General features: G+C 61.8%; 21 protein-coding genes. 14 read left to right on the forward strand and 7 right to left on the reverse strand.

What is annotated here, in order from left to right; genetic code table 11:
• Window positions 1-48: 48 nt before the first annotated feature.
• The gene (locus tag ABOK31_RS02865) at window positions 49-1,047 is read left to right on the forward strand and encodes an NAD(P)H-quinone oxidoreductase (RefSeq protein WP_349957718.1); all 999 of its coding nucleotides are present in this window, start codon (window positions 49-51) and stop codon (window positions 1,045-1,047) included.
• On the opposite strand, the gene ABOK31_RS02870 is transcribed toward ABOK31_RS02865, so the two are convergent.
• Complete coding sequence (locus tag ABOK31_RS02870; RefSeq protein WP_349957719.1) at window positions 1,028-2,452, reverse strand: MFS transporter; 1,425 nt, start codon at window positions 2,450-2,452, stop codon at window positions 1,028-1,030. The genes ABOK31_RS02865 and ABOK31_RS02870 overlap by 20 nt on opposite strands.
• A 101-nt stretch (window positions 2,453-2,553) precedes the next feature.
• Between ABOK31_RS02870 and ABOK31_RS02875 the strand changes: the two genes are divergently transcribed.
• Together ABOK31_RS02875 and ABOK31_RS02880 are read left to right on the forward strand one after the other, a co-directional pair.
• Complete coding sequence (locus ABOK31_RS02875) at window positions 2,554-3,180, forward strand: MarR family transcriptional regulator (RefSeq protein WP_174173929.1); 627 nt, start codon at window positions 2,554-2,556, stop codon at window positions 3,178-3,180.
• 100 nt (window positions 3,181-3,280) lie between these two features.
• A complete protein-coding gene (locus ABOK31_RS02880) occupies window positions 3,281-4,288 on the forward strand; it encodes an asparaginase (protein ID WP_349957720.1) in 1,008 nt (335 codons plus the stop codon).
• A gap of 14 nt (window positions 4,289-4,302) precedes the next feature.
• Here the strand turns inward: ABOK31_RS02880 and ABOK31_RS02885 are convergent, their stop codons facing one another.
• Complete coding sequence (locus ABOK31_RS02885) at window positions 4,303-4,791, reverse strand: DUF2127 domain-containing protein (protein WP_349957721.1); 489 nt, start codon at window positions 4,789-4,791, stop codon at window positions 4,303-4,305.
• A gap of 164 nt (window positions 4,792-4,955) precedes the next feature.
• A complete protein-coding gene (locus ABOK31_RS02890) occupies window positions 4,956-5,711 on the reverse strand; it encodes a DeoR/GlpR family DNA-binding transcription regulator (RefSeq protein ID WP_349958832.1) in 756 nt (251 codons plus the stop codon).
• Between the two features lie 125 nt (window positions 5,712-5,836).
• On the opposite strand from ABOK31_RS02890, the gene ABOK31_RS02895 reads away from it, so the two are divergent.
• The gene (locus ABOK31_RS02895) at window positions 5,837-6,193 is read left to right on the forward strand and encodes a DUF4406 domain-containing protein (protein WP_174173932.1); all 357 of its coding nucleotides are present in this window, start codon (window positions 5,837-5,839) and stop codon (window positions 6,191-6,193) included.
• A gap of 158 nt (window positions 6,194-6,351) precedes the next feature.
• Complete coding sequence (locus ABOK31_RS02900) at window positions 6,352-6,972, forward strand: glutathione S-transferase N-terminal domain-containing protein (RefSeq protein WP_349957722.1); 621 nt, start codon at window positions 6,352-6,354, stop codon at window positions 6,970-6,972.
• A gap of 5 nt (window positions 6,973-6,977) precedes the next feature.
• On the opposite strand, the gene ABOK31_RS02905 is transcribed toward ABOK31_RS02900, so the two are convergent.
• Window positions 6,978-7,334 (reverse strand): MmcQ/YjbR family DNA-binding protein, encoded by a 357-nt coding sequence (locus ABOK31_RS02905; protein ID WP_349957723.1) that lies wholly within the window; start codon window positions 7,332-7,334, stop codon window positions 6,978-6,980.
• A 26-nt stretch (window positions 7,335-7,360) separates the two neighbouring features.
• Window positions 7,361-7,546 carry a hypothetical protein gene (locus tag ABOK31_RS02910; protein WP_174173935.1) on the reverse strand — a complete coding sequence of 62 codons (186 nt, stop codon included), beginning with the start codon at window positions 7,544-7,546 and terminating at the stop codon, window positions 7,361-7,363.
• Window positions 7,547-7,696: 150 nt separating this feature from the next.
• On the opposite strand from ABOK31_RS02910, the gene ABOK31_RS02915 reads away from it, so the two are divergent.
• The gene (locus tag ABOK31_RS02915) at window positions 7,697-8,593 is read left to right on the forward strand and encodes a LysR substrate-binding domain-containing protein (protein ID WP_349957724.1); all 897 of its coding nucleotides are present in this window, start codon (window positions 7,697-7,699) and stop codon (window positions 8,591-8,593) included.
• Between the two features lie 6 nt (window positions 8,594-8,599).
• Here ABOK31_RS02915 and ABOK31_RS02920 read toward each other — a convergent pair whose 3' ends face one another.
• The gene (locus ABOK31_RS02920) at window positions 8,600-9,259 is read right to left on the reverse strand and encodes a glutathione S-transferase family protein (RefSeq protein WP_349957725.1); all 660 of its coding nucleotides are present in this window, start codon (window positions 9,257-9,259) and stop codon (window positions 8,600-8,602) included.
• Between the two features lie 303 nt (window positions 9,260-9,562).
• Between ABOK31_RS02920 and ABOK31_RS02925 the strand changes: the two genes are divergently transcribed.
• From ABOK31_RS02925 to ABOK31_RS02955, 7 genes are all read left to right on the forward strand, one after another.
• The gene (locus tag ABOK31_RS02925; protein ID WP_349957726.1) at window positions 9,563-13,036 is read left to right on the forward strand and encodes an indolepyruvate ferredoxin oxidoreductase family protein; all 3,474 of its coding nucleotides are present in this window, start codon (window positions 9,563-9,565) and stop codon (window positions 13,034-13,036) included.
• Window positions 13,037-13,123: 87 nt separating this feature from the next.
• Window positions 13,124-14,287 (forward strand): isovaleryl-CoA dehydrogenase, encoded by a 1,164-nt coding sequence (locus ABOK31_RS02930; RefSeq protein WP_349957727.1) that lies wholly within the window; start codon window positions 13,124-13,126, stop codon window positions 14,285-14,287.
• A gap of 35 nt (window positions 14,288-14,322) precedes the next feature.
• Window positions 14,323-15,930, forward strand: a complete 1,608-nt coding sequence (locus tag ABOK31_RS02935; protein WP_349957728.1) for a carboxyl transferase domain-containing protein — start codon at window positions 14,323-14,325, stop codon at window positions 15,928-15,930.
• Window positions 15,931-15,940: 10 nt separating this feature from the next.
• Complete coding sequence (locus ABOK31_RS02940; RefSeq protein WP_037153079.1) at window positions 15,941-16,324, forward strand: RidA family protein; 384 nt, start codon at window positions 15,941-15,943, stop codon at window positions 16,322-16,324.
• A gap of 9 nt (window positions 16,325-16,333) precedes the next feature.
• Entirely contained in the window at window positions 16,334-18,322 is a 1,989-nt protein-coding gene (locus ABOK31_RS02945; protein WP_349957729.1) for an acetyl/propionyl/methylcrotonyl-CoA carboxylase subunit alpha, read from the forward strand.
• Window positions 18,319-19,188, forward strand: coding sequence for a hydroxymethylglutaryl-CoA lyase (locus tag ABOK31_RS02950; RefSeq protein ID WP_349957730.1), 870 nt, complete (start codon window positions 18,319-18,321; stop codon window positions 19,186-19,188). Before ABOK31_RS02945 ends, ABOK31_RS02950 begins: the two co-directional genes overlap by 4 nt.
• Entirely contained in the window at window positions 19,185-19,973 is a 789-nt protein-coding gene (locus tag ABOK31_RS02955) for a crotonase/enoyl-CoA hydratase family protein (RefSeq protein ID WP_349957731.1), read from the forward strand. The genes ABOK31_RS02950 and ABOK31_RS02955 overlap by 4 nt, the downstream gene beginning before the upstream one ends.
• Here the strand turns inward: ABOK31_RS02955 and ABOK31_RS02960 are convergent.
• On the reverse strand, window positions 19,970-21,340 hold the full coding sequence (locus ABOK31_RS02960) for a TIGR03808 family TAT-translocated repetitive protein (protein WP_349957732.1): 1,371 nt from the start codon (window positions 21,338-21,340) through the stop codon (window positions 19,970-19,972). The genes ABOK31_RS02955 and ABOK31_RS02960 overlap by 4 nt on opposite strands.
• Window positions 21,341-21,547: 207 nt before the next feature.
• On the opposite strand from ABOK31_RS02960, the gene ABOK31_RS02965 reads away from it, so the two are divergent.
• Window positions 21,548-22,318 carry a carbon-nitrogen hydrolase family protein gene (locus ABOK31_RS02965; RefSeq protein ID WP_349957733.1) on the forward strand — a complete coding sequence of 257 codons (771 nt, stop codon included), beginning with the start codon at window positions 21,548-21,550 and terminating at the stop codon, window positions 22,316-22,318.
• The last annotated feature ends 28 nt before the right edge of the window (window positions 22,319-22,346 follow it).

A 22,346-nucleotide genomic window follows, 5' to 3' on the forward strand; every position in this document is an offset into this window, starting at 1 on the left:
GCTGCGCTAAACTATCTCCACTGCTTTGCTGGGAGAGGAGATTGCGCCATGCCCTTGCCGTCTGAAATGCGTTTCGTGGATTTGCCGTCCTTTGGCGGACCCGAGGTCATGACCATCGCCCGCAAGCCCTTGCCGGTCTTGAAGCCGGGCGAGATCCTGGTCCGTGTCGAGGCCGCCGGCGTCAACCGGCCTGATGTGGCGCAGCGGCAGGGTACCTATCCGCCGCCGAAGGAAGCAAGCCCAATCCTCGGCCTCGAAATATCAGGCGAAGTCGTTGACGTGGCACCTGGCGTCACGGAATTTGCGATCGGCAACAAGGTCTGCGGCCTTGCCAATGGCGGCGGCTATGCGGAATATTGCGTGCTGCCAGCCGGCCAGGCGCTGCGCTTCCCGAACGGCTATGACGCCGTGCGCGCAGCGGCTTTGCCCGAGACATTCTTCACCGTATGGGCCAATCTCTTCCAGATGGCGGGCCTCACCGAAGGCGAAAGCGTGCTGATCCACGGCGGCTCCAGCGGCATAGGCACGACGGCGATCCAGCTTGCCCGCGCTTTCGGCGCAACGGTCTATGCGACCGCCGGATCGAAGGAAAAATGCGAGGCCTGCGAGAAGCTCGGCGCCAAGCGGGCGATCAATTATAAAGAAGAGGATTTCGCCGAGGTCATCAAGGCCGAGACGGGTGATGGCGTCGATATCATCCTCGACATGATCGGTGCTGCCTATCTTGAAAAGAATCTCGCCTCTCTCGCCCGCGATGGCTGCCTTTCGATCATTGCTTTCCTTGGCGGAGCGGTGGCGGAGAAAGTCAACCTGGCGCCGATCATGGTCAAACGCCTGACGGTGACCGGATCGACCATGCGTCCGCGCACGGCTGAGGAAAAGCGGGCCATCCGCGACGACCTTCTTTCGCAGGTCTGGCCGCTGCTCGACCAGGGCACAGTCGCCCCGGTCATTTATCGGACCTTCTCTTTCGACGACGTGGTCGAGGCGCATCGGTTGATGGAAACCAGCGACCACATCGGCAAGATCATGTTGAAGCTGGCTTGATCGTGAAGGACAGGATGATGGCGAGCAGGCCGGGTATCGCCATCAGCGTGTAGAGCCAATTTGCAGCCGAAAGGCCGCCGGCAATGCCGCCCGGATGGGTTAGGCCGGCGCCGTTGACGATGACGCCGGCAAGGGCAGCGCCGAACGCGCCGCCAAGCGACTGCGTCATCGAAATGGCGGCCGAGGCCTTGTCCTCATCGGCTTTCCTGGCGATGCCGATGATCCTGGTTACGAGGTGTGCCCAGCCCAGGCCGACGCCGAAGCCCATCAGGAACATGGCAATAACAGCCGGCGCAAATTCCGCGAGTACGGTGAAGGGCGTCGCGGTCGCCAGGAATGGAATCAGCGAGGCCGTGGCTGCGGTTTCAAGAATGCAACCGGTCACGATGGCGATGGCTGCCTGCCGGCCCGAGAACGAAGCGCTGAAGAAGGCCGCGGTGGTCCAGCCAAGCGCGACAAGCGCGACGAGATAGCCCGATATCAGTGGCGTCACGCCGTGGAGCGTCTGCAGGAAATAGGGAATGTAGATGTCGCTCGTCAGCACAAGCATCATCGTGAATATCGTCAGGTAGAGCCGCGCGATCGGATTGCTGAGCATGACGGCCCCATAGGGGAGGAGGCGCACCCCGCTCTTGCGCTCGATCAGCACCGTCGCTGCAACGAGAGCGATGGAAACTGCGATCAGCACGGCCTTATAGGATCCATGTTCGATCGTGCCGGCAATGCTGACGAGTAGGACTGCGGCGAGCAGCAATATGATCTGCAGAAGCGGCGTTCTGGTGTCGGTCCGATCATCCGCGACATCGGGCAGCAACCGGCGGGCCGAAAACGCCATGATGACGGCCAGCGGCACCAGAATGATGAAGGCCTCCCGCCAGGCGCCTCCGGCGGCGAAGAGGCCGCCGAGGGTCGGTCCAAGTACCGTCGCCACCCCCCATATGGCGGCGTAGAGTGTGGACGCCCTGCGCCACAGGGGCTGGGGATAGATGAAACGGATGAACGCATAGGCAAGGCCGGACAGCATGCCGGAGCCATAACCCTGAACCGCACGTCCGACGAGCAGCACCGGCATGGTCGGCGCGATGGCGCATGCCAGGCTACCGGCGCCGAAAGTGAGCGCCGCCACGACATAGACGGCACGCAGGCCCATGCCTTTCGGCCGGGTTGCGACCGTGATCGAGCCGAGCACGCCAGCGGCGACGAAGAGCGTCGTCATCCATGAAAAGAGTTCGAGACCGCCGATATCCCGGACGATCGACGGCGCGATCGTAGCCGTGATGTAGGACTCGACGGCATAAAGCGTCACGCCGCCGCCGAGCATCAGCGTTGCCGGCAGAAGTTTCGGCGAAAACAATGTGAAGACGGAGGAGGATGGGGTGGGGGCGGTGTTTTCGATGCTGGACATCGGGCGATCCTCGGTATTTTCCCTAGCGGTTGATTATTTTCCAAGTTATAATTTGGAAAATTACATCCTTGTCGGATTAAAACAAGAGAAAACTTGGAAAAATGCGCCAGTCACCTGCTAATCGAATCCTGATCCTGTTGAAAACCGATGGGCCGCAATTGGCAGCGGCCATCGGCGATGCGCTCGGCATATCGTCGGAGGCGGCCCGTCAGCAGCTGACGAAGATGGCTGAAGAAGGGTTGGTCGAGCCGGTGGCGGAGGCTGCCGCCGGCCGGGGCAGGCCGCGTCAGTTCTGGCATCTGACGGCTGCCGGCAACAGGCAGTTTCCGGATGGCCATGCCGATCTGACCGCTACCCTGCTTGCGACCATGGTCAGCCAATTGGGGCAGGGTGCCGTCGATGCCGTCATTTCCGCCCGTGAAACGGAGACGCTCCGACGCTATCGCAGCGAGATCGATCTTATGGCCGATCTGCCGTCGCGCGTCGCGAGCCTCGCGGCGATCCGCACGCAGGAAGGCTACATGGCCGATCACTGGCAGGACGATGATGGTTCGCTGATGCTGGTGGAGAATCATTGCCCCATCTGTGCGGCCGCATGTGCCTGTGCCGGCTTCTGCCGTTCCGAGCTTGAAACCTTCCGCATGGTGCTCGGCGCGGAAGTCGAGCGGGAGGAGCACATCCTGCTCGGCGCCAGGCGCTGCGCCTACAGGATCCGCGACGCAGCCTGAGAGGTCGCTTTTTGATGCTGCCCGCCAGCATCGGCGATTGGCAATGCGCAGTGCAGCGGCTATCACTGGCCATCCCGCAAATCAAAGGCTGCCTCCCGTCATGTCCAATCCCGTCTGCGTCGAAGTTACCCGTGGCAATTTGGTCGAAAGCCGCCATCGCGGCTCTGTCGTCGTTGTCGATGGCGATGGAAAGCTGGTTTTCTCGCTCGGCGATATCGAAAGCGGCGTTTTTCCCCGCTCTGCCTGCAAGGCGATGCAAGCCCTTCCGCTGGTCGAAAGCGGTGCCGCGGACGCCTATGGCTTCGACAACAAGGAATTGGCGCTCGCCTGTTCCTCCCACAATGGCGAGGACGAGCATGTTGCCCTCGCTGCCTCGATGCTGGCGCGCGCCGGCCGCGATGTCGGCACGCTCGAATGTGGCGCGCATTGGTCTTCCGACCTGAAGACGACAATTCACCAGGCCCGCACCATCGACAAGCCGACGGCGCTGCACAACAATTGCTCCGGCAAGCATGCCGGCTTCGTCTGCGCCTGCTGTCATCAGGATATCGATCCAACCGGCTATGTCGGCTACGATCACCCGCTGCAGCAGCAGATCCGCGAGACGATGCAGAGCCTGACCGGCGCTGTTCTTGCGCACGACAATTGCGGCACGGACGGCTGCTCGATCCCGACCTATGCCGTGCCGCTCAAGGGGCTGGCGCATGGCTTTGCCAAAATGGCGACCGGTGTCGGGCTGGAGCCGTTGCGCGCCAAGGCATCGCGCCGTCTGTTCGAGGCCTGCATGGCCGAACCGTTTTACGTGGCCGGCACCGATCGCGCCTGCACCAAACTCATGCAGATCGCTCCCGGCCGCATCTTCGCCAAGACCGGCGCCGAAGGCGTGTTCTGCGCGGCGATCCCGGAACAGGGCATTGCCGTCGCGCTCAAATGCGATGACGGTACCGGCCGCGCGGCCGAGGTCATGGTAGCGGCAACGCTGGCTCGCTTCTTCGAAAAGGACGGCGCCATTCACAACGCTCTCACGGCAATGGCCGACAGGTCGTTCAAGAACTGGAACGGCATTCATGTCGGCGATATCAGGCCGGCAGCGGCGCTGACGGCATAACTCCGCGTCTTGTATCAGCCCCCGACCTGTCGCGCCGGCACATGTTGCCGGACGACCTTATATTCCTGCCAGATCAGGATCATGACCACGAGGTCGAAGATCGTGAGGATGATGAGCCCGATGCCATGCGTGTCGGTGAAGCGGTAAAGTTGGTAGGCGATGAAAAGCCCGAGTGCCACCAGCGATGCCGGATAGGCCCACATCTTGCCCCGGAGCAGGCCGATGACCAGCAGCACCTTCACCAGCCCATGGCTCAGCAGGTAATAGGCATAGAAGTTCTTGGTGCCGACGGAAAAGTCCCGCGCCCAGGTCAGCAGGTGCGTCGCGATGAAATCATGGGGATCGTTGAGCAGCTCGGGCTGCGCAATCCTGTTTGCGAGACGCAGGATGGATTCCGTGCTGACCAGCGCCAGCACAATGCCGCCAAGACATTCGATCAGGGCATGCGCGCCCTTCAACAGAACGCTGATTTCGAAGAGCTGGTGAATGCGGCGTTCGTTCATGGTCGATCATAACCTCTTGGACATAGTGAGGTAGGCCTGATCGGCGATGACAACAAGGCAGGCCGATATCCTGCCTGCATAGGATCAATCTTCGACCGCATCATGATGACGACGCTGCAGATCGCGGTGTGGATTTTGCTTTGCTCGCTGTCGCGCTGGCGGCCTCAGGCCAGGAAGATCGGCATGTCGGTGTCCCGGTAAGGCGCCAGACTTTCGTCCGGAGCATCCGACGGCACGATCAGGCCGGAAATGCTCCTCAAAGGCAGGATCTGGCATGGCGAGGCAGCATCGAGCTTCTCGACCGTCGCCAGCACATAGGTTTCCGCCGAGCATTGCGCGATATGCCGCTTGATCGCCGCCTCCTCGAAATCACCGGTCGAAAAGCCGCGAGCCGGGTGGATGGCCGTGACGCCCAGAAAGAAGATATCGGCCCTTATGGAGGAGATGGCCGCCATGGCGACAGCGCCCGTCGCCACCATCGAATGCTTGTAGAGCTTACCGCCTATCAGAATCACCTCGGCCAGAGGATGATGCTCCAGCTCGCCAGCGATCGTCGGGCTATGGGTGACGATAGTGACGGCAAGATCTTTTGGAAGCTGACGGGCGATCTCGGCATTCGTCGTGCCGCCATCGACGAACACGGTCTGGCCCGGCTCGATCATATTGGCTGCATAGGCGCCGAGTCGCCGTTTCGCGTCGGATGAAACCGCCTGTCGCGCTGTAAAATCGGGCAGCTCCGGTGACAGCGGCAGCGCGCCGCCATGCACCCGCTTCAGCAGTTTTTCAGCTGCCATCTCCCGCAGATCCCTGCGGATCGTGTCTTCGGAAAGGCCGAGATCGTCGGCCAGCGCCTTGGCGATCACCTGGCCGTCCCGGCGCAATCTGTCGAGAATGAGGGTTTTGCGTTGGCTGGTCAGCATGTCGATCTCTGCACGATAGTTCACGAACAATCGTGAATTTATCAGAATCGATTCGACATTCAAGAAAATATGCGCATATTCGTGCAAATTCCTGCAGGATGCGGGAAGGAAAAAGGAGATATGACATGTTGATCTTGATTGCGGGACCTTATCGCTCCGGCACCGGCGATGATCCGAAGAAGATGGCCGAGAACCTCAAGCGCCTGGAGGAACCGTCCTATGCCCTGTTCAAGGCCGGGCATCTGCCAATGATCGGCGAATGGGTTGCCTTGCCGGTCTGGCACGCCGCCGGCGGCAAGAGCATCGGCGACGGTCTCTATGAAGAGATCTTCCACCCGACAGCCGGCCGGCTGCTGCAGCTTTGCGAGGGTGTTCTGAGGTTGCCTGGTGATTCCAAGGGCGCCGACAACGATGTCCGCATCGCCCGCGAGCGTGGCATTCCGGTCTGGCACAGGCTGGAAGACGTGCCCGGCTGCGCCTAAGATCGACCGCCCATCCCCACTAAGCCAGCCGATGGGGATGGGCATGGGGATGCGGTCCGACCGATCAAAACCTTTTGTAGCGCCCATCAGCATCAGCCACTTCCGTATTGGCCGGGTTCGCTTTAGCTTCCTCGCAGAATTCAATCGAGGAACGGAACATGCTGACATTCTATTTTGCGCCGGGAAGCTGCGCGCTCGCCAGTCTCATCGCCCTGGAAGAGTCGGGTCTTGCTTACGAACACCGACGCCTCAACCTCGCCAATGGCGATCAGCGCCAGCCGGATTATCTGGCCATCAACCCCAAGGGCCGGGTTCCGGCGCTGGTGACCGATCGCGGCGTCATCACCGAGAATATCGCGATCATGACCTATATCGCCCAGATTGCGCCGGCCGCAAAGCTGGCACCGCTCGACGACCCCTTCGAATTCGCCCAGATGCAGTCCTTCAACAGCTATATCGCCTCCACCGTTCATGTGAACCATTCGCACAAGGGTCGCGGCTATCGCTGGACCGACGATGCCGCGGCCATCGAGACAATGAAGGCCAAGGTGCCGCAGACCATGACCGAGGCCTTCGCCTTGATCGAAGACAAGATGCTGAAAGGCCCCTGGGTGATGGGTGAACAATATACTGTTGCTGACGGCTATCTCTTCACCATGGAGACGTGGCTTCCGGGAGACGGTGTCGATCGCAGCCGGTTCGCCAAGGTGGACGCCCACTACCAGCGCATGCTCGAGCGCCCGGCCGTCAAGAAGGCGCTCGCCATCGAGGAAGGCTGATCCCGTCAGCCGAATGTTGCCAGGAGCTTTTTCGGGGCGCGGTATTGCCACGCCTCGATCAATCGCTCCAACAGTTCCTCGTCGCCGATCGCGCCGATGCGTAAGGGCAGGGAAGGCCAGCCGACATAGTGATCGGTCTGGAAATAGATCTCCGGCGCCATTTCCATCAGCTGTTCCTTGCGGTCAATCGGCAGCGACAGCACGACGGTTTCGTTGTTCTTCACCGTGACGAAGGCTTTGCCGCCGACCTTGAAGGCCGGCAGGCCGTAATGCAGGCCAGGTTCAACCGCCGGCAGCCGGGCTTGAGCTATAAGCCGCTGCAATCGTTCGGCGATGGCGTCCATATCGATGGTCGATGTCATGTTTGCGCGTGTGGAGCAGGTCTCTCTTAGGCGCATTCTTCCGGCTGAACGGTCCGCTTGTCCATGGGGCGCCCGAGATTTTCCGGCATCAGCGGCAGGTCGGCCAGTTCTTCCAGCGACATGGCGGCGAGCATTGGGTGCAGCAGCGGATCGTTTTCCTGTTCGCGATCCTCTTCCAGCAGATGACTAAAGAAAAGCTTCAAGATCGACATGCAATGCCTCCTTGGATTTCCGCATCGATGCAACCATAAGGGCGTCTACCGGCGGAACAGCGGTGGTTTTCAATTCCATGCTGCAATAATCGCGCGTATTCGCGCTTTGCGCAATTGAGAATGACGAGATGCTGTTATAGATATTCTATAATGAGAAACCTCAATAACGTTCATCTGAATGGCTTGCGCGCCCTTGAGGCGGTTGGGCGGCTCGGTTCACTGCAGGCGGCGGCCGACGAACTTGGCGTGACGGTCGGCGCGGTCAGTCAGCAGGTCATCAAGGCCGAGGCGCAGCTCGGCCGGCCGCTGTTCGAGCGCACCTCCAAAGGCATGATGGTCACTGCGTCGGGATTGGCGGTTCTGGCGAGGCTTGGCGAAGGTTTCCAGTCGCTTTCGGCGGCAATCGCGCTTGCGCAGCACAAGGATGAGAACATTCTCACCATTTCGGTCGCGCCGGTTTTCGCTGCCCGCTGGCTGGTGTACCGGCTCGACCGCTTCGCCAGCCGCCACCCGGATATCCGCCTGCGCATCGATGCCACCACACGTCTGATCAATCCGGCGACATCGGATGTCGATATCGGCATTCGAGTTGGCAATGGGCAATGGCCCGGGGTCAGGTCCGAGCTCTTGCTGGCGCAGGAGGTGTTCCCGGTCGTTACCCCGCAGATCGCGGCCACGCTCCGGGAGCCCGCTGATCTCCTGAAAGTCCCCGCCGTCATCGACGGACATGCGATGTTCGGCTGGGAGGTGTGGCTGCGCAAGGCGGGACTATCGGGCCATTGCATGGAGGAGCGGCACATCTTCAACGATGCGTCGCTCTGCCTGGATGCCGCCATAGCGGGGCAAGGGGTGATGCTCGCCTGGCAGACGCTGGCGGCCTATGCCCTCCAGCAGAAATGTCTCGTCGATCCCTTTGGCATCCGCGCCAAAATCGGTTTCGGTCACTACTTCGTCACCGCCGCAGGCGTGCGTGAGCCGAAGAAGGTCTCCGCCTTCAAGGCCTGGATACGCGAGGAAATGGAAGAGAGCATGCGTCTCTTCCAATGATCCATGTCAGGTCGGCTCCTTGCCGCGGGTCGCCTGCATTGCCTTGTAGGCATCACGCGACTGGCAGCGCTCGATCCAGGCCTTCATCTTCGGACGTGCATCGAACAATTCCTGTTCGGTCTGGGCGTAGCGCATCACTTCGGCCAGGTTGAGGTCGGCGACGGTAAAGCGATCCCCGAGGAGGTAGTCCTGATTCTGCAGGTGCTTCTCCAGTACGTCGAGCGGTTTCTTCAGCGAGCGGCAGGCAACCGTGATCCCGGCCTTACCCTGCTCGCTATTTTCCTTGGCATTGTCATAGATGCGCACGAGCGCGACGCTGTAGGGCTCGACTTCGGTCGCCGCCCACATCGTCCACATCGCCAGCAGCCCTTCTTCTTCGGCCGTCTTGCCAGCCAGCGGGCCGCCATATTTGCGCGCGAGGTAGAGATTGATGGCGAGCGACTCGTGCATGGCGAGATCGCCATCCTTGATGCAGGGGATCATGCCCATCGGATTGACGGCCAGAAACTCCGGCGACATCGTATTGATCGGGGCGTCGGCGGCGAGTGGGTTGGCAAGCCGGCTGGCCTGGATCACAGGCACGGATTTGAACTCGACGCCGATCTCCCTAGCCATCCAGTAATTGCGCGAGGCGCGCGAGCGATAGACACCGTAGATCGTCAGCATGAGGGTCTCCCAGATTCGAGTCGGCGCGACATTATTGGGCACTCGGGGACAGCGGAAGGCCCTGCCGTTGATATCTCGATGAAAGCTTGTGATGGATGGCGGATGGCCGGCGCCGCGCAAGCACGAAAATATCCACCAACCCGCCGCAATCTTTGCAAATCATGCTGCCGAGGCCTAGCCTTCGTTCAGAAATTAGCGTCGCTGCATGTTACCGTTCGATTACGGCTTTCGTCGGATGCGGTAGGAGGCATTCGGTGAAATGCACATGGGCAATCGGTAACTGCGATCTCGGGAGGAGAGCAGATGCTTGCGACCGGCGTTTCGCTAGACGACAAATATACCGCTGAGGATGGCCGCGTTTTCATGACCGGCCTGCAGGCGCTGGTGCGGCTGCCCATGACCCAGATGCGGCGTGACCGCGCCGCCGGGCTCAATACTGCAACGTTCATTTCAGGCTATCGCGGCTCGCCGCTTGGCGGCTACGACCAGCAGCTTCTGAAAGCCAAGACTTACCTCGACACTCATGACGTCACCTTCCAGCCCGGGATCAATGAAGACCTTGCCGCCACCGCCGTCTGGGGCTCGCAGCAGGTCGGCCTTTCCCCAGGCGCCCGCAAGGATGGTGTGCTCGGCATCTGGTACGGCAAAGGCCCCGGCGTCGATCGATCTGGCGACGTGCTGAAACATGGCAATGCCGCCGGCACCTCCAGGCATGGCGGCGTCCTCTGTTTTGCCGGCGACGATCATTCCGCCAAATCCTCGACCATTCCGCATCAGACTGACCATGAATTCATGTCGGCGGTCATGCCGGTCATCTATCCCTCGTCCATCCACGAATTCCTGGAATACGGCCTGCTCGGCATCGCCATGTCGCGCTACTCCGGCTGCTGGGTCGGCATGAAGTTTATCGCCGACACGGTCGAGACGACGGCGGCCGTCGATCTCTCCGGCGAGCGGCGGCAATTCGTCCTGCCGACTGATTTCGAGATGCCTCCCGGCGGCCTCAACCTGCGCTGGCCCGACCCACCCTTGATGCAGGACGACCGCCTGCAGAACTACAAGGCCTATGCGGCCATCGCCTTTGCCCGCGCCAATCGCGTCGATGAAATCACCCATGACGTACCCAATGCCCGCTTCGGCATTATTTCTTCAGGCAAGGCCTATGAGGACGTGCTGCAGGCGCTGCGCGAACTCGAGATCGGCCCGAAAGAAATGGCAGCGATCGGCCTGCGTATCCTGAAGGTGCGCATGCCCTGGCCGCTGGAGCCGGAGGCCGTGCGGCATTTCTCCGAAGGGCTGGACGAGGTGCTCGTCGTCGAGGAGCGGCGCGAGATCATCGAAAACCAGATCAAGCAGCAGCTCTTCAACTGGCGCGCCGATGTCCGCCCGCGCATTGTCGGCAAGTTCGACGAGCACGACAGGCCCTATCTCAGCCTGTCCTCGGCATTGACCGTCGGCGCGGTCGCCAGAGCCATCGCCGGCCGCATCGTCAAGCTCGATCTCGATCAGGGCCTGCATGATCGGATAGCTGCCAAGCTTGCCTATCTTGCCGAGCGCGGCCAGATCAGCCGCAGTCATGTCGCGCCGCTGAACCGCACGCCCTTCTTCTGTTCCGGCTGTCCGCACAATACCTCCACTCGCGTCCCCGAAGGCAGCCGCGCCATCGCCGGTATCGGCTGCCACTATATGGCCACCTGGATGGACCGCAGCACCGAGACCTTTACGCAAATGGGCGGGGAAGGCGTGCCGTGGACGGCGATCGCGCGCTACACCGACGAAAAGCACATGTTCGTTAATCTCGGCGACGGCACTTATTTCCATTCCGGCATTCTCGCTGTCCGCCAGTCCGTCGCTGCCAAGGTCAACGTCACCTATAAGCTGCTCTATAACGACGCCGTTGCCATGACCGGCGGTCAGCAGATCGATGGCCATCTGACGCCGCAATTGGTGACGAAACAGCTGCATGACGAAGGCGTCAGGCCGATCTATCTGCTCTCCGATAATCCTGATGCCTATCGCGCTTCCGAGCTGGCGCCCGGCGTCAAGATCCTGCATCGCGATCATATCGACCAGGTGATGCTGACGCTGCGCGAGACCGAAGGTTGTTCGGCGATCGTCTATGTCCAGACTTGCGCGGCCGAGAAACGCCGTCGCCGCAGCCGTGGCTTGATGGAAGATCCGGCCAAGCGTGTCTTCATCAACAAGGCTGTCTGCGAGGGCTGCGGCGATTGCTCGGTGCAATCCAACTGCATTTCCATCGAGCCGCTGGAGACTGAGTTTGGCCGCAAGCGCCAGATCAACCAGTCGAGCTGCAACAAGGATTTTTCCTGCGTCAAAGGCTTCTGCCCATCCTTCGTGACCGTTCATGGCGGCAAGCGCCGCAAGCGGAAGGCGCTGGACCATGGGAATGTTGCGGTGCCGATGCCGGAAATCCCCGTCATCGCCGATCGCCCTTGGAATATCGCGATTGCCGGCGTCGGCGGCACCGGCATTCTGACCATCGGCGCCATTCTCGGCATGGCCGCGCATCTGGATGGCAAAGTGCCGATGATCCTCGACATGGCCGGCCTCGCCCAGAAGGGCGGCGCGGTCATGAGCCATCTTCGCATCGGGCATAGTCAGGCCGACGTCACCTCCTCGCGCATCGTCAATGGCGGCGCTGATCTGCTGTTATCAGCCGATGAGGTCGTGGGCGCGTCCAAGGATGCGATCACGCTCTGCTCACCGGCGCGGACGACGGCCATCGTCAACACCGGGCTGATGCCGGTTGCCGATTTTGTCCGCAACCGTGATTTCGATTTCAAGACCGGATCGATCCAGCACACGATCGCCAAGACCGTCAGCGACAAATCCGTCTTCCTCGATTTTGGCCATGTCGCGACAGAAGTGACCGGCGATGCCATATCGACCAATATCCTGCTGACCGGCTTTGCCTGGCAGCGCGGCCTGCTACCGCTGTCGCTGGAGGCAATCGAAAAGGCGATCGAACTTAACGGCGTCGCCGTCAAGCCGAGCCTCTCCGCGTTTCATTGGGGCCGGCTTCTGGCGCATGATCCGCAGGCTGTTCATGCCCTGATGGCCGCGCCCGATGCAGGAAAGACGCTGGCGGACATGAGCCTCGATGAACTCATCAAGCATCGTTCGGCGCATCTGACCGCCTATCAGGATGCAGCACTTGCCGATCGCTATGCCGCATTCGTCGCCCATGCCAACGCGCTGGCGATAAGGGAGCGGCTTTCGGACAAGGTGCCCTTTGCCGTCGCCGTCACCTATGCGCGGGTTCTGGCCTACAAGGATGAATACGAGGTCGCCCGGCTTCTGATCGATCCCACATTTGAAGCGCAGCTGCGCGAGGAGATGGAGGGCGATTTCAAGCTGGTCCTCAATCTTGCTCCGCCCATCCTCGGCGGCAGGGATCCGAACGGCCGGCCGAGGAAGCGCGAGTTCGGCGCCTGGATATTGCCGCTGCTGCGGGTGCTTGCACCAATGAAACGGCTGCGCGGCACCCCCTTCGATCCCTTCGGCTACATGGCGGAACGCCGGATGGAGCGCCGCCTGATTGCCGATTACGAAGGGATCGCCAAGCGCGTGCTTGCCGGCCTGCGCCACGACAACGAGGTCGAAGCCCTTGCCATCCTCTCGCTGTTCGATGAGATAAGAGGCTTCGGACCGGTCAAGGAGGAGGCTGCCCGGAAAATCATGCTGACGATCGCGGACAGGCTGAAAGCCTACGAGATGACGCGGGAGAGACAGCACGTACCCGCGGATGCGGCGTGATGGCCGCAGTGGAAACTTGAAGCAGGCACAACGAGACATACGTTCAAAGTGATTGGACGTTCGGGAAGATCGGGAGGAGAAAGCCGGATGTTTTCTGGGGGATTGAACTTCGCGCTAGGCGAGGACATCGATGCACTGCGCGAGCAGGTGCGCCGTTTTGCCACCAACCGCATCGCACCATTTGCCGACGAGATCGATCGCAACAACAATTTCCCGATGCATCTGTGGCGGGAGATGGGCGATCTCGGCCTGCTCGGGGTCACCGTCGATGAGGCTTATGGCGGTGCCGGGCTCGGCTATCTGGCCCACACGGTCGTCATGGAGGAGATCAGCCGTGCGTCCGCCTCTGTCGGCCTGAGCTATGGCGCTCACTCCAACCTCTGCGTCAACCAGATCCATCGCAACGGCACGACCGCGCAAAAGGAGCGCTATCTGCCGAAGCTGATTTCGGGCGAGCATGTCGGCGCCTTGGCCATGTCGGAGCCGGGTGCGGGCTCCGATGTCGTCTCCATGAAGCTGCATGCCGAAAAGCGCGGCCATCATTATGTGCTGAACGGCAGCAAGATGTGGATCACCAACGGCCCCGATGCCGATGTCCTTGTCGTCTACGCCAAGACCTCGCCGGATGCCGGCCCGAGAGGGATCACCGCATTTCTCGTAGAGAAGGGTTTCAAAGGGTTTTCGGTTGGCCAGAAGCTGGACAAGCTCGGCATGCGCGGCTCGAATACATCCGAGCTGATCTTCGTCGATTGCGAAGTGCCGGAGGAAAACGTCCTGGGGCAGATCGATGGCGGTGTTCGCGTGCTGATGTCGGGCCTCGACTATGAGCGCGTCGTACTCTCCGGCGGCCCTGTCGGCATCATGGCCGCCTGCATGGATGTGGTTCTGCCCTACATGCACGAGCGCAAGCAGTTCGGCCAGTCGATCGGCGAGTTCCAGCTGATGCAGGGCAAGCTTGCTGACATGTATGTGACGATGAATGCGTCGCGCGCGTATGTCTATGCTGTGGCCGCCGCCTGCGATCGCGGCGAGACCACCCGCAAGGATGCGGCCGGCTGCATTCTCTATTCCGCCGAGAAGGCGACGACGCTGGCGCTCGAATGTATTCAGGCGCTCGGCGGCAATGGCTATACCAATGATTATCCCGCCGGCCGGCTGCTGCGCGACGCCAAGCTCTATGAGATCGGCGCCGGTACCTCCGAAATCCGGCGCATGCTGATCGGCCGCGAATTGTTCGGCGAAACGGCCTGATTTCGAATTCCATTTTACTTGACCGGTGAGGCCGCATGACCGTCCTGAAATCAGAGATATCGACGCATTCGGACCGCTTTCGCGACAACCGCGCCGCGTTGCTGGAGGCGATCGGTGTCGCCGAGGCTGCGGCCTCGAAGGCGGCAGAAGGCGGCGGGGCGCAGGCGCGCGAGCGGCATGTGAGCCGCGGCAAGATGCTGCCGCGCGATCGCGTTGCCGGATTGATCGATCCTGCCACGCCGTTTCTGGAAATCGGTGCGACGGCGGCCTATGGAATGCATGGCGACGAGGCGCCGGGTGCCGGCCTGATCGCCGGCATCGGCCGCGTTTCCGGCCGCGACTGCATGATCGTCTGCAACGATGCTACGGTCAAAGGCGGCACCTACTATCCGATCACGGTGAAGAAGCATCTGCGGGCGCAGGAGATTGCGACGGAAAACAACCTCCCTTGCATCTATCTCGTCGATTCCGGTGGCGCCAATCTGCCGAACCAGGATGAGGTCTTTCCGGACCGCGATCACTTCGGCCGCATCTTCTACAATCAGGCCAATATGTCGGCGGCCGGCATTCCGCAGATCGCCGTCGTCATGGGCTCCTGCACGGCGGGCGGCGCCTATGTGCCGGCCATGTCGGACGAAACGATCATCGTCGAGAAGCAGGGAACGATCTTTCTGGCCGGTCCGCCACTCGTCAAGGCGGCGACGGGGGAGGTGGTCTCGGCCGAAGATCTCGGCGGCGGCGATGTCCATACGCGCCTTTCCGGCGTCGCCGATCATCTGGCGCGCGACGATGCCCATGCTCTTGCGCTTGCCCGGCAGGCAGTTGCCAATCTCAATCGCCGCAATCCCGAGGGTGTCGAGCTTCGCACCCCGGAGGCGCCGCTTTACGATCCCGAAGAAATCCTTGGTATCGTCCCTTCCGACCTGCGCACGCCCTATGATGTGCGCGAGGTCATCGCCCGCGTGGTGGATGGCTCCCGCCTCGATGAGTTCAAGGCGCGCTATGGTACGACGCTGGTCTGCGGCTTCGCCCATATCCACGGCATTCCCGTCGGGATCATCGCCAACAACGGCGTCCTGTTCTCGGAATCGGCTCTCAAGGGCGCGCATTTCGTCGAGCTCTGCTCGCAGCGCAAGATCCCGCTGGTCTTCCTGCAGAACATCACCGGCTTCATGGTCGGCCGCAAATACGAGACCGAGGGCATCGCCAAGAACGGCGCCAAGCTGGTGACGGCGGTTGCCACCACCAAGGTTCCGAAAGTCACCATGCTCATCGGCGGCTCCTTTGGTGCCGGCAATTACGGCATGGCCGGTCGCGCCTATTCGCCGCGGTTCCTCTGGACCTGGCCCAACAGCCGCATCTCCGTCATGGGCGGAGAACAGGCGGCGGGTGTGCTCGCCACGGTGCGCGGCGAGGCGCTGGCGCGTGCCGGCAAGCCCTGGACGACCGAAGAAGAGGCGGCCTTCAAGGCGCCAACGCTCAAGATGTTCGAAACCCAGAGCCATCCGCTCTATGCCTCGGCCCGCCTCTGGGACGATGGTATTATCGACCCGCGCAAGAGCCGCGATGTGCTGGCTCTGTCGCTTTCAGCAGCACTCAACGCGCCGATCGAAGACACACGCTTCGGTCTGTTCAGGATGTGAGGAGACGGAGATGAAACGCGATGCCATCAATGCCAAGAATGCGCCGCAGCCCCGCGGCGGTTATGCCCAAGCCGTAAAGCTTGAGAATTTCGAGCGATTGCTGTTTGTCAGCGGTCAGATCCCGATGACGTCGGATGATACGCTTCCCGAGGGGTTCAAGGCCCAGGCTCGCCAGGCCTGGCTGAATGTCGATGCCCAGCTGAAGGCGGCCGGCATGACCAAGGACGATATCGTCAAGGTCACCACTTTTCTCGCTGATCGACACCATACGATGGAGAACCGCGAGATCCGCGCCGAATATCTAGGCCCGCTCACGCCAGCCATGACTGTCGTAATCGCTGGCATTTTCGATACCGCCTGGCTGCTCGAAGTCGAAGTCATTGCCGCGCAATAGGGTCTGCCGATGTTTTCGAAGATACTGATCGCCAATCGCGGCGAAATCGCCTGCCGTGTCATCCACACTGCAAGGCGCCTGGGCATCCGCACGGTCGCCGTCTATTCCGACGCCGATCGAGATGCCCTGCATGTGGCACTGGCCGACGAGGCCGTTCATATCGGCCCGGCGGCGGCGAGCGAAAGCTATCTTTCGAAGGAAAAGATCATTGCGGCGGCAAAGCGCACCCAAGCGGAAGCCATCCATCCGGGCTACGGCTTTCTCTCGGAAAACGCGGGCTTTGCCGAAGCCGTCGAGGCCGCTGGCCTCGTCTTCATCGGTCCGTCGCCGGCCTCGATCCGGGCGATGGGGCTGAAGGACGCCGCCAAGGCGCTGATGGAGCGGGCAGGGGTGCCGGTCGTGCCAGGCTATCACGGCGATGGGCAGGAACCCGGCTTTCTTGCCGAGCAGGCCGCTGGCATCGGCTTTCCCGTTCTCATCAAGGCGCGGGCAGGCGGCGGCGGCAAGGGCATGCGCCGCGTCGACCGGCCGGAGGAATTCGCTGCCTCGCTGGAAGCGGCAAAGCGCGAGGCGAAATCCGCCTTCGGCGATGATGCCGTGCTGATCGAGAAATATCTGATCAAACCGCGCCATATCGAGATTCAGGTCTTCGGCGATATCAATGGCAATGCCGTGCATCTCTTCGAGCGCGACTGCTCCCTGCAGCGCCGGCATCAGAAGGTGATCGAGGAGGCGCCTGCACCCGGTATGACAGAGGAAATGCGCAGCGCCATGGGCGAAGCGGCCGTTCGTGCCGCCCGCGCCATCGACTATCGCGGCGCCGGCACCGTCGAATTCATCGCCGATGTCTCCGACGGCCTATCGCCGGATCGCTTCTTCTTCATGGAGATGAACACCCGCCTGCAGGTCGAGCATCCCGTCACCGAGGCGATCGCCGGCGTCGACCTTGTCGAGTGGCAATTGCGCGTCGCCAGCGGCGAGCCGCTGCCGAAATCCCAGGACGAACTCACCATAAGCGGCTGGGCCTTCGAAGCGCGCATCTACGCCGAAGACCCCTCGCGCGGCTTTCTGCCGGCAACCGGCACGATCTCGCGCTTACGCTTTCCCGAAGGCGATGTCCGCATCGATGCCGGCGTGCGTGAGGGCGATACCATCACCCCGCATTACGATCCATTGATCGCCAAGCTGACCGTGCATGCGCCGGATCGAGCCGCCGCCCTTGCCAAGCTCACGCGTGGTCTTGAGCAGACGCAGGTCGCCGGAACCACGACCAATCTCGATTTCCTCATTCGCCTCAGCCGCCAGCCGGATTTCGCCGCTGGCCACCCGGACACTGGATTGATCGACCGGGAAGTGGAGGCTCTGACCTCGGCGCGGCAGCCGGACGACGCGGCTCTTGCCATCGCCGCCATTGTCGAGGCGGGCGGATTTGTTCGAACAGCCGCCAATGATCCCTGGCTCTCGCTGGGTGCATGGCAGCTCTGGGGCAATGCAAGTCGTCCCGTCACGCTGCATTTTGCCGGCGGTCAGAGGAGCTGCCGGGTGAGCGCTGCGGGGCATTCGCTTTTCAGCGTCGCCTTTGATGATCACGCCATCCCGGTTCGGCTGCTTGCCGATGAGGGAGGTTCTCGACGCGTCGAAATCGACGGCCGGCAGTCCCACATCGATATCTTCGAGACATCGTCGGACGTGACGCTGTTCCTCGACGGGCAGACACATCACTTCCACCGCCTCGATCCGCTCGACGGCGGTGAGGAGACGGCCAGCGGCGGCGACCGCGTGATTGCGCCGATGCCGGGCCTCGTCAAGATCGTGCGAGTGCGTGAGGGCGATACGGTGGCGAAGGGGCAGGCGCTGATCGTCATGGAGGCCATGAAGATGGAGCTGACCTTGACGGCCGCCCGCGACGGCATCGTCGAAAGCCTGCATGTCGGCGAGGGCGATCAGACCAGCGAAAGCGCCGTGCTTCTGTCGCTTCGCCCGGAGGATGCTGCATGACCGACCAGCCTTCCAACCACGTCACCATCGTCGAGATGGCGCCGCGCGACGGGCTGCAGAACGAGAAGCAGCAGGTCGATACCGCGCGCAAGATCGAGCTGGTCGACCTGCTCTCCGATTGCGGTTTCGAGCGTATCGAGGTTACCAGCTTCGTCAGTCCGAAATGGGTGCCGCAGCTTGGCGATGCCGCTGCCGTGATGGCCGGCATAGAGCGACGTCCCGGTGTCCGTTACGCGGCCCTCGCGCCCAACATGCAGGGCTTCGAAGCGGCGCTTGCAGCCGACGCCGATGAGGTGGCGATCTTCGCGTCGGCTTCCGAAACCTTTTCCATGCGCAACATCAATTGCTCGATCGCCGAGAGCATCGAACGCTTCCGACCGGTTGCCGCCGCCAGCCGGGATCGCGGCGTTCCATTGCGCGGCTATGTCAGCTGCGTCGTCGAATGCCCCTACGAGGGTGCGGTGCCGCCGCAAAATGTCGTCAGCGTCGCCTGGCAATTGCGGGCGCTTGGTTGCTATGAGATCAGCCTCGGCGACACGATCGGCAAAGGCACGCCTGAGGCCGTCGACCGGATGCTCGCCGCAGTTCTGGGCGAGCTGCCCGCGGCAGTCCTCGCCGGCCATTTTCATGACACGTCCGGACGGGCGCTCGAGAATATCGGCGTCGCCCTGGAGCGCGGCCTGCGGGTGTTCGATGCCTCAGCCGGTGGCCTCGGCGGCTGCCCTTTCGCGCCCGGCGCCAAGGGCAATGTCGATACCGTTTCGGTTCACGATTATCTATCGGCGCGGGGTTTCGAGACGGGTCTCGGCAAGGACAAGCTTGCCCGCGCCGCCGCTTTTGCCCGCAACCTCAGGAGCGCCTCATGATATCGCAAACGATCCGCATCGCCACCGACGCGCGCGGTGTTGCCCATCTGACGCTGGCACGCCCGGAAAAGCACAATGCTCTGTCGGCGGAGATGATCGATGACTTGACGGCGGCGGCGGACGATCTTGCCCACGACAAATCAGTCCGGGTCGTCGTGCTGACCGGCGAAGGCGCCAGCTTCTGTGCCGGCGGCGATCTCGGCTGGATGCGTGCCCAGTTCGACGCCACGCGGGACGGGCGCATGGCCGAGGCGCGACGGCTTGCCATGCTGTTCAAGGTGCTGAACGAGTTGCCGAAGCCTCTGATCGCCCGCGTCCAGGGTAACGCTTTCGGCGGGGGTATCGGCATCCTGAGCGTTTGCGACATGGTAATCTCGGCATCGACAGCCCGTTTCGGCTTGACGGAAGTGCGCCTCGGCATCATCCCGGCCACCATCAGCCCCTATGTCGTCGCCCGCATCGGCGAAGCGAATGCGCGTCCGCTCTTTCTCTCCGGCAAGATCATTGACGCCTGGCAGGCGCACGCGGCGGGCCTCCTGTCGCGGGTCGTTGCGGAGGAGGCACTGGATGAGGCCGTGGAGGCCGAAGTCCGTCATTTTCTGGCGGCGTCTCCACAGGCGGCCGCTCGTGCCAAGGCCCTGGCGCGCTCTGTCGGCAGACCCATTACCGATGATATGATCGATCATGTCGTCGAGCAGCTGGCGGATGCCTGGGAGACTGAAGAGGCGAAGGAGGGCATTACCGCCTTCTTCGAAAAGCGGCAGCCGAGCTGGCGAACGGCTTAAACGAGTCTGTTGTTTTCAATGGTCAACTGCGGGAACTGCGTACTTCCCTTGATGAGATCGCCGGATGCCGGCTTGTCCCAGCGAAAGCCCATGATTGCTGCCTGCTCCATCTCCTGAAAGAGATTGCCTGTAATCACTGCCGAGCCGGCGCCGTCGGCGACCGAGATGACGCAACCGATGCCGGCCTGCCTGACGATATTGCCTGTTGCGACGACATTGCGGAGATATTGCCCCCAGCCGAGCCGCATGCCCCAGAGCGGCGCATTCTCGATGATATTATCGGCAACAAGCGTATCGGCTTCGGCAGAGATGCCGATGCCAAAGCCGCCATCCTGCGCGTAAGGGGCAGTGAGCGACAGGTTGCGGATGACATTGCCCGTCACCGAAGCGAGCCTGCCTCCCTTGTCAAAATTCGTGACCGAGATGCCGTTCGCTGCGCCATCGACCAGATTGTTATTGATCGTGGCGCCGACGAATTCGAATTCGCAGTAGATGGCGGTTTCGCCCGAGCGCAGGCACTGATTGTTGGAGATCTGCACATTCGAAGCCGAGTTGGCGCGAATGGCGGTGAAGGCGCAATCGGTGATCTGGTTGCCCGAAACCGTGACGCCATCGGCTCGGAAGACATTGATGCCGTTGCCGTTCTGGCCGGTGCCGCCGCCATTGGCGCGGATGCGGGCAATGCGGTTGTTGGTGACGCTGCTGCCATCCTCCGCCTTGTCCCAGCGATGGATCAGGATGCCGCCATTGCCACAATCCTCGACGCGATTGCCTGTCACCGTCAATCCGGTTGACTGGACGGAATAGATGCCGGCCTCGGCAGCGCCGGAAATGCGGCTGCGTTCGATCCGGCCGCCACAGCGCTCCAGCTGCAGCCCGTGCTTGCGGCTGCCGGTAACTTCGCAATTGTCGATGAGCACTTCGTCGACGCCGCTAAATTGCAGGAGGCCGCCGGCATAATCGGCAAGCCAGCGATTGCCGCCATCAAGGACGAGGCCGGAAAGCTCGATACGCCGGGCCTTGTCGGCATTCATCAGATGGCCGTCGCCGCTATAGACGAGCCGCGAGGCACCGGGAACGCCGGTGATGCGGGTATTGTCGGGAAGTGTCAGGTTGGAGATGTTGTATGTGCCCGGCGGCAGGAACAGCGGCATGTTGGTGCGCGCCGCATTGTCGATCATCGCCTGCAGCTTGCCGCTCTTGAAATCGCTCGCTCCCGGCGTGGTTTTCAGTGTGATGGCATCGATCGGCCCCCGCAGCTCGGCGCCGGTCATCTTGGCAAGCGGCGCGGCGAAAACGCGGGGCGCAAGCAGGCCGGCCGCCGCCGAGGCAGCGAGGGAAACGATGAAGGCGCGGCGTTGGATCATGGCGAACTCCGTAGATGACGCCGACGAAGCAGAAATCATGCCAAGACTATCTGTTTCATTTTGATACAGGAGTAGGTCTCTAACGGCGTTCGGACTGCGGAACGCTCAGACATCCTCCCATTTCATTTACCAGTTCGGCGCAGACGGAACTTCGCCAGCGGTCGATCGGCACTAGGGGCGACTCGGCGCACATGATACCCCTGCCGCATGCGGATAGCGGCCTTTCAACGTCTGGCACTTTTCGATGCCGTCGAGCAGACGGCCAAGGTTTTGGCGCGCGATTTGGCCTGGGCGGAGGCTGAAGGAATCGATCTCGCCCTCTTTCCCGAATGCTACCTGCAGGGGCACAGCTACGATAAGGCCATCGCCAAACGCCGCGCTATGTCTTTGGACGATCCGCATCTGAACGCTCTCATTGGCCGCTTTGCTGCCGGGAAAACGACCGCGATCGTCGGCCTTTTCGAGCGCAGGAGCGATGGGGTCTACAACAGCGCCATCGTCGCCAAGTCCGGCCGGATCAACGGGGTCTATGCCAAGGCACATCCGCTCGAGAAGGGCTGCATGCCCGGCAGGGATTTTCCCGTCTGGGAGGAGAGCCATTGGCGCTTCGGCATCAATATCTGCGCCGATCTCAGATATCCCTATACCGCACACCGTCTGGCCCGAAAGGGAGCAGGCCTCATCTGCAATCCCATCAATCTGATGCTCCGGCCTCACAAGGCGGAAAGGTGGCACAGGCCTGGCATTTCGGGCCTGCAGATATGCGCCCGGCATACGGGATGCTGGGTCATGGCATCGGATGTGGTTGGCAGCAACGAGGACGGCTGGGTAAGCTATGGCAGCAGCGCCATCGTCGATCCGAATGGCGTCGTCGTCGCCAAGGCCAAGCCCTATTGCGAGGATGTTCTCCTTTTTGATCTCCCCGATCGGCAACCCGAGCGCGGTTTCAATCGAAAGACTACTGTTATCGCTACCTAATCGAGCAAATCGCGCTATCCTCTTCACT

Origin of the sequence: Rhizobium sp. ZPR4 (assembly GCF_040215725.1) — a bacterium.
GTDB classification, from domain to species: Bacteria; Pseudomonadota; Alphaproteobacteria; order Rhizobiales; family Rhizobiaceae; genus Rhizobium; species Rhizobium rhizogenes_D.

Excerpts from the sequence above, each read along its gene's own strand:
- ABOK31_RS02865 (WP_349957718.1), top strand. The coding sequence starts at position 49 with ATGCCCTTGCCGTCTGAAATGCGTTTCGTGGATTTGCCGTCCTTTGGC.
- ABOK31_RS02870 (WP_349957719.1), bottom strand. The coding sequence starts at position 2,452 with ATGTCCAGCATCGAAAACACCGCCCCCACCCCATCCTCCTCCGTCTTC.
- ABOK31_RS02875 (WP_174173929.1), top strand. The coding sequence starts at position 2,554 with ATGCGCCAGTCACCTGCTAATCGAATCCTGATCCTGTTGAAAACCGAT.
- ABOK31_RS02880 (WP_349957720.1), top strand. The coding sequence starts at position 3,281 with ATGTCCAATCCCGTCTGCGTCGAAGTTACCCGTGGCAATTTGGTCGAA.
- ABOK31_RS02885 (WP_349957721.1), bottom strand. The coding sequence starts at position 4,791 with ATGAACGAACGCCGCATTCACCAGCTCTTCGAAATCAGCGTTCTGTTG.
- ABOK31_RS02890 (WP_349958832.1), bottom strand. The coding sequence starts at position 5,711 with ATGCTGACCAGCCAACGCAAAACCCTCATTCTCGACAGATTGCGCCGG.
- ABOK31_RS02895 (WP_174173932.1), top strand. The coding sequence starts at position 5,837 with ATGTTGATCTTGATTGCGGGACCTTATCGCTCCGGCACCGGCGATGAT.
- ABOK31_RS02900 (WP_349957722.1), top strand. The coding sequence starts at position 6,352 with ATGCTGACATTCTATTTTGCGCCGGGAAGCTGCGCGCTCGCCAGTCTC.
- ABOK31_RS02905 (WP_349957723.1), bottom strand. The coding sequence starts at position 7,334 with ATGACATCGACCATCGATATGGACGCCATCGCCGAACGATTGCAGCGG.
- ABOK31_RS02910 (WP_174173935.1), bottom strand. The coding sequence starts at position 7,546 with ATGTCGATCTTGAAGCTTTTCTTTAGTCATCTGCTGGAAGAGGATCGC.
- ABOK31_RS02915 (WP_349957724.1), top strand. The coding sequence starts at position 7,697 with ATGAGAAACCTCAATAACGTTCATCTGAATGGCTTGCGCGCCCTTGAG.
- ABOK31_RS02920 (WP_349957725.1), bottom strand. The coding sequence starts at position 9,259 with ATGCTGACGATCTACGGTGTCTATCGCTCGCGCGCCTCGCGCAATTAC.
- ABOK31_RS02925 (WP_349957726.1), top strand. The coding sequence starts at position 9,563 with ATGCTTGCGACCGGCGTTTCGCTAGACGACAAATATACCGCTGAGGAT.
- ABOK31_RS02930 (WP_349957727.1), top strand. The coding sequence starts at position 13,124 with ATGTTTTCTGGGGGATTGAACTTCGCGCTAGGCGAGGACATCGATGCA.
- ABOK31_RS02935 (WP_349957728.1), top strand. The coding sequence starts at position 14,323 with ATGACCGTCCTGAAATCAGAGATATCGACGCATTCGGACCGCTTTCGC.
- ABOK31_RS02940 (WP_037153079.1), top strand. The coding sequence starts at position 15,941 with ATGAAACGCGATGCCATCAATGCCAAGAATGCGCCGCAGCCCCGCGGC.
- ABOK31_RS02945 (WP_349957729.1), top strand. The coding sequence starts at position 16,334 with ATGTTTTCGAAGATACTGATCGCCAATCGCGGCGAAATCGCCTGCCGT.
- ABOK31_RS02950 (WP_349957730.1), top strand. The coding sequence starts at position 18,319 with ATGACCGACCAGCCTTCCAACCACGTCACCATCGTCGAGATGGCGCCG.
- ABOK31_RS02955 (WP_349957731.1), top strand. The coding sequence starts at position 19,185 with ATGATATCGCAAACGATCCGCATCGCCACCGACGCGCGCGGTGTTGCC.
- ABOK31_RS02960 (WP_349957732.1), bottom strand. The coding sequence starts at position 21,340 with ATGATCCAACGCCGCGCCTTCATCGTTTCCCTCGCTGCCTCGGCGGCG.
- ABOK31_RS02965 (WP_349957733.1), top strand. The coding sequence starts at position 21,548 with ATGCGGATAGCGGCCTTTCAACGTCTGGCACTTTTCGATGCCGTCGAG.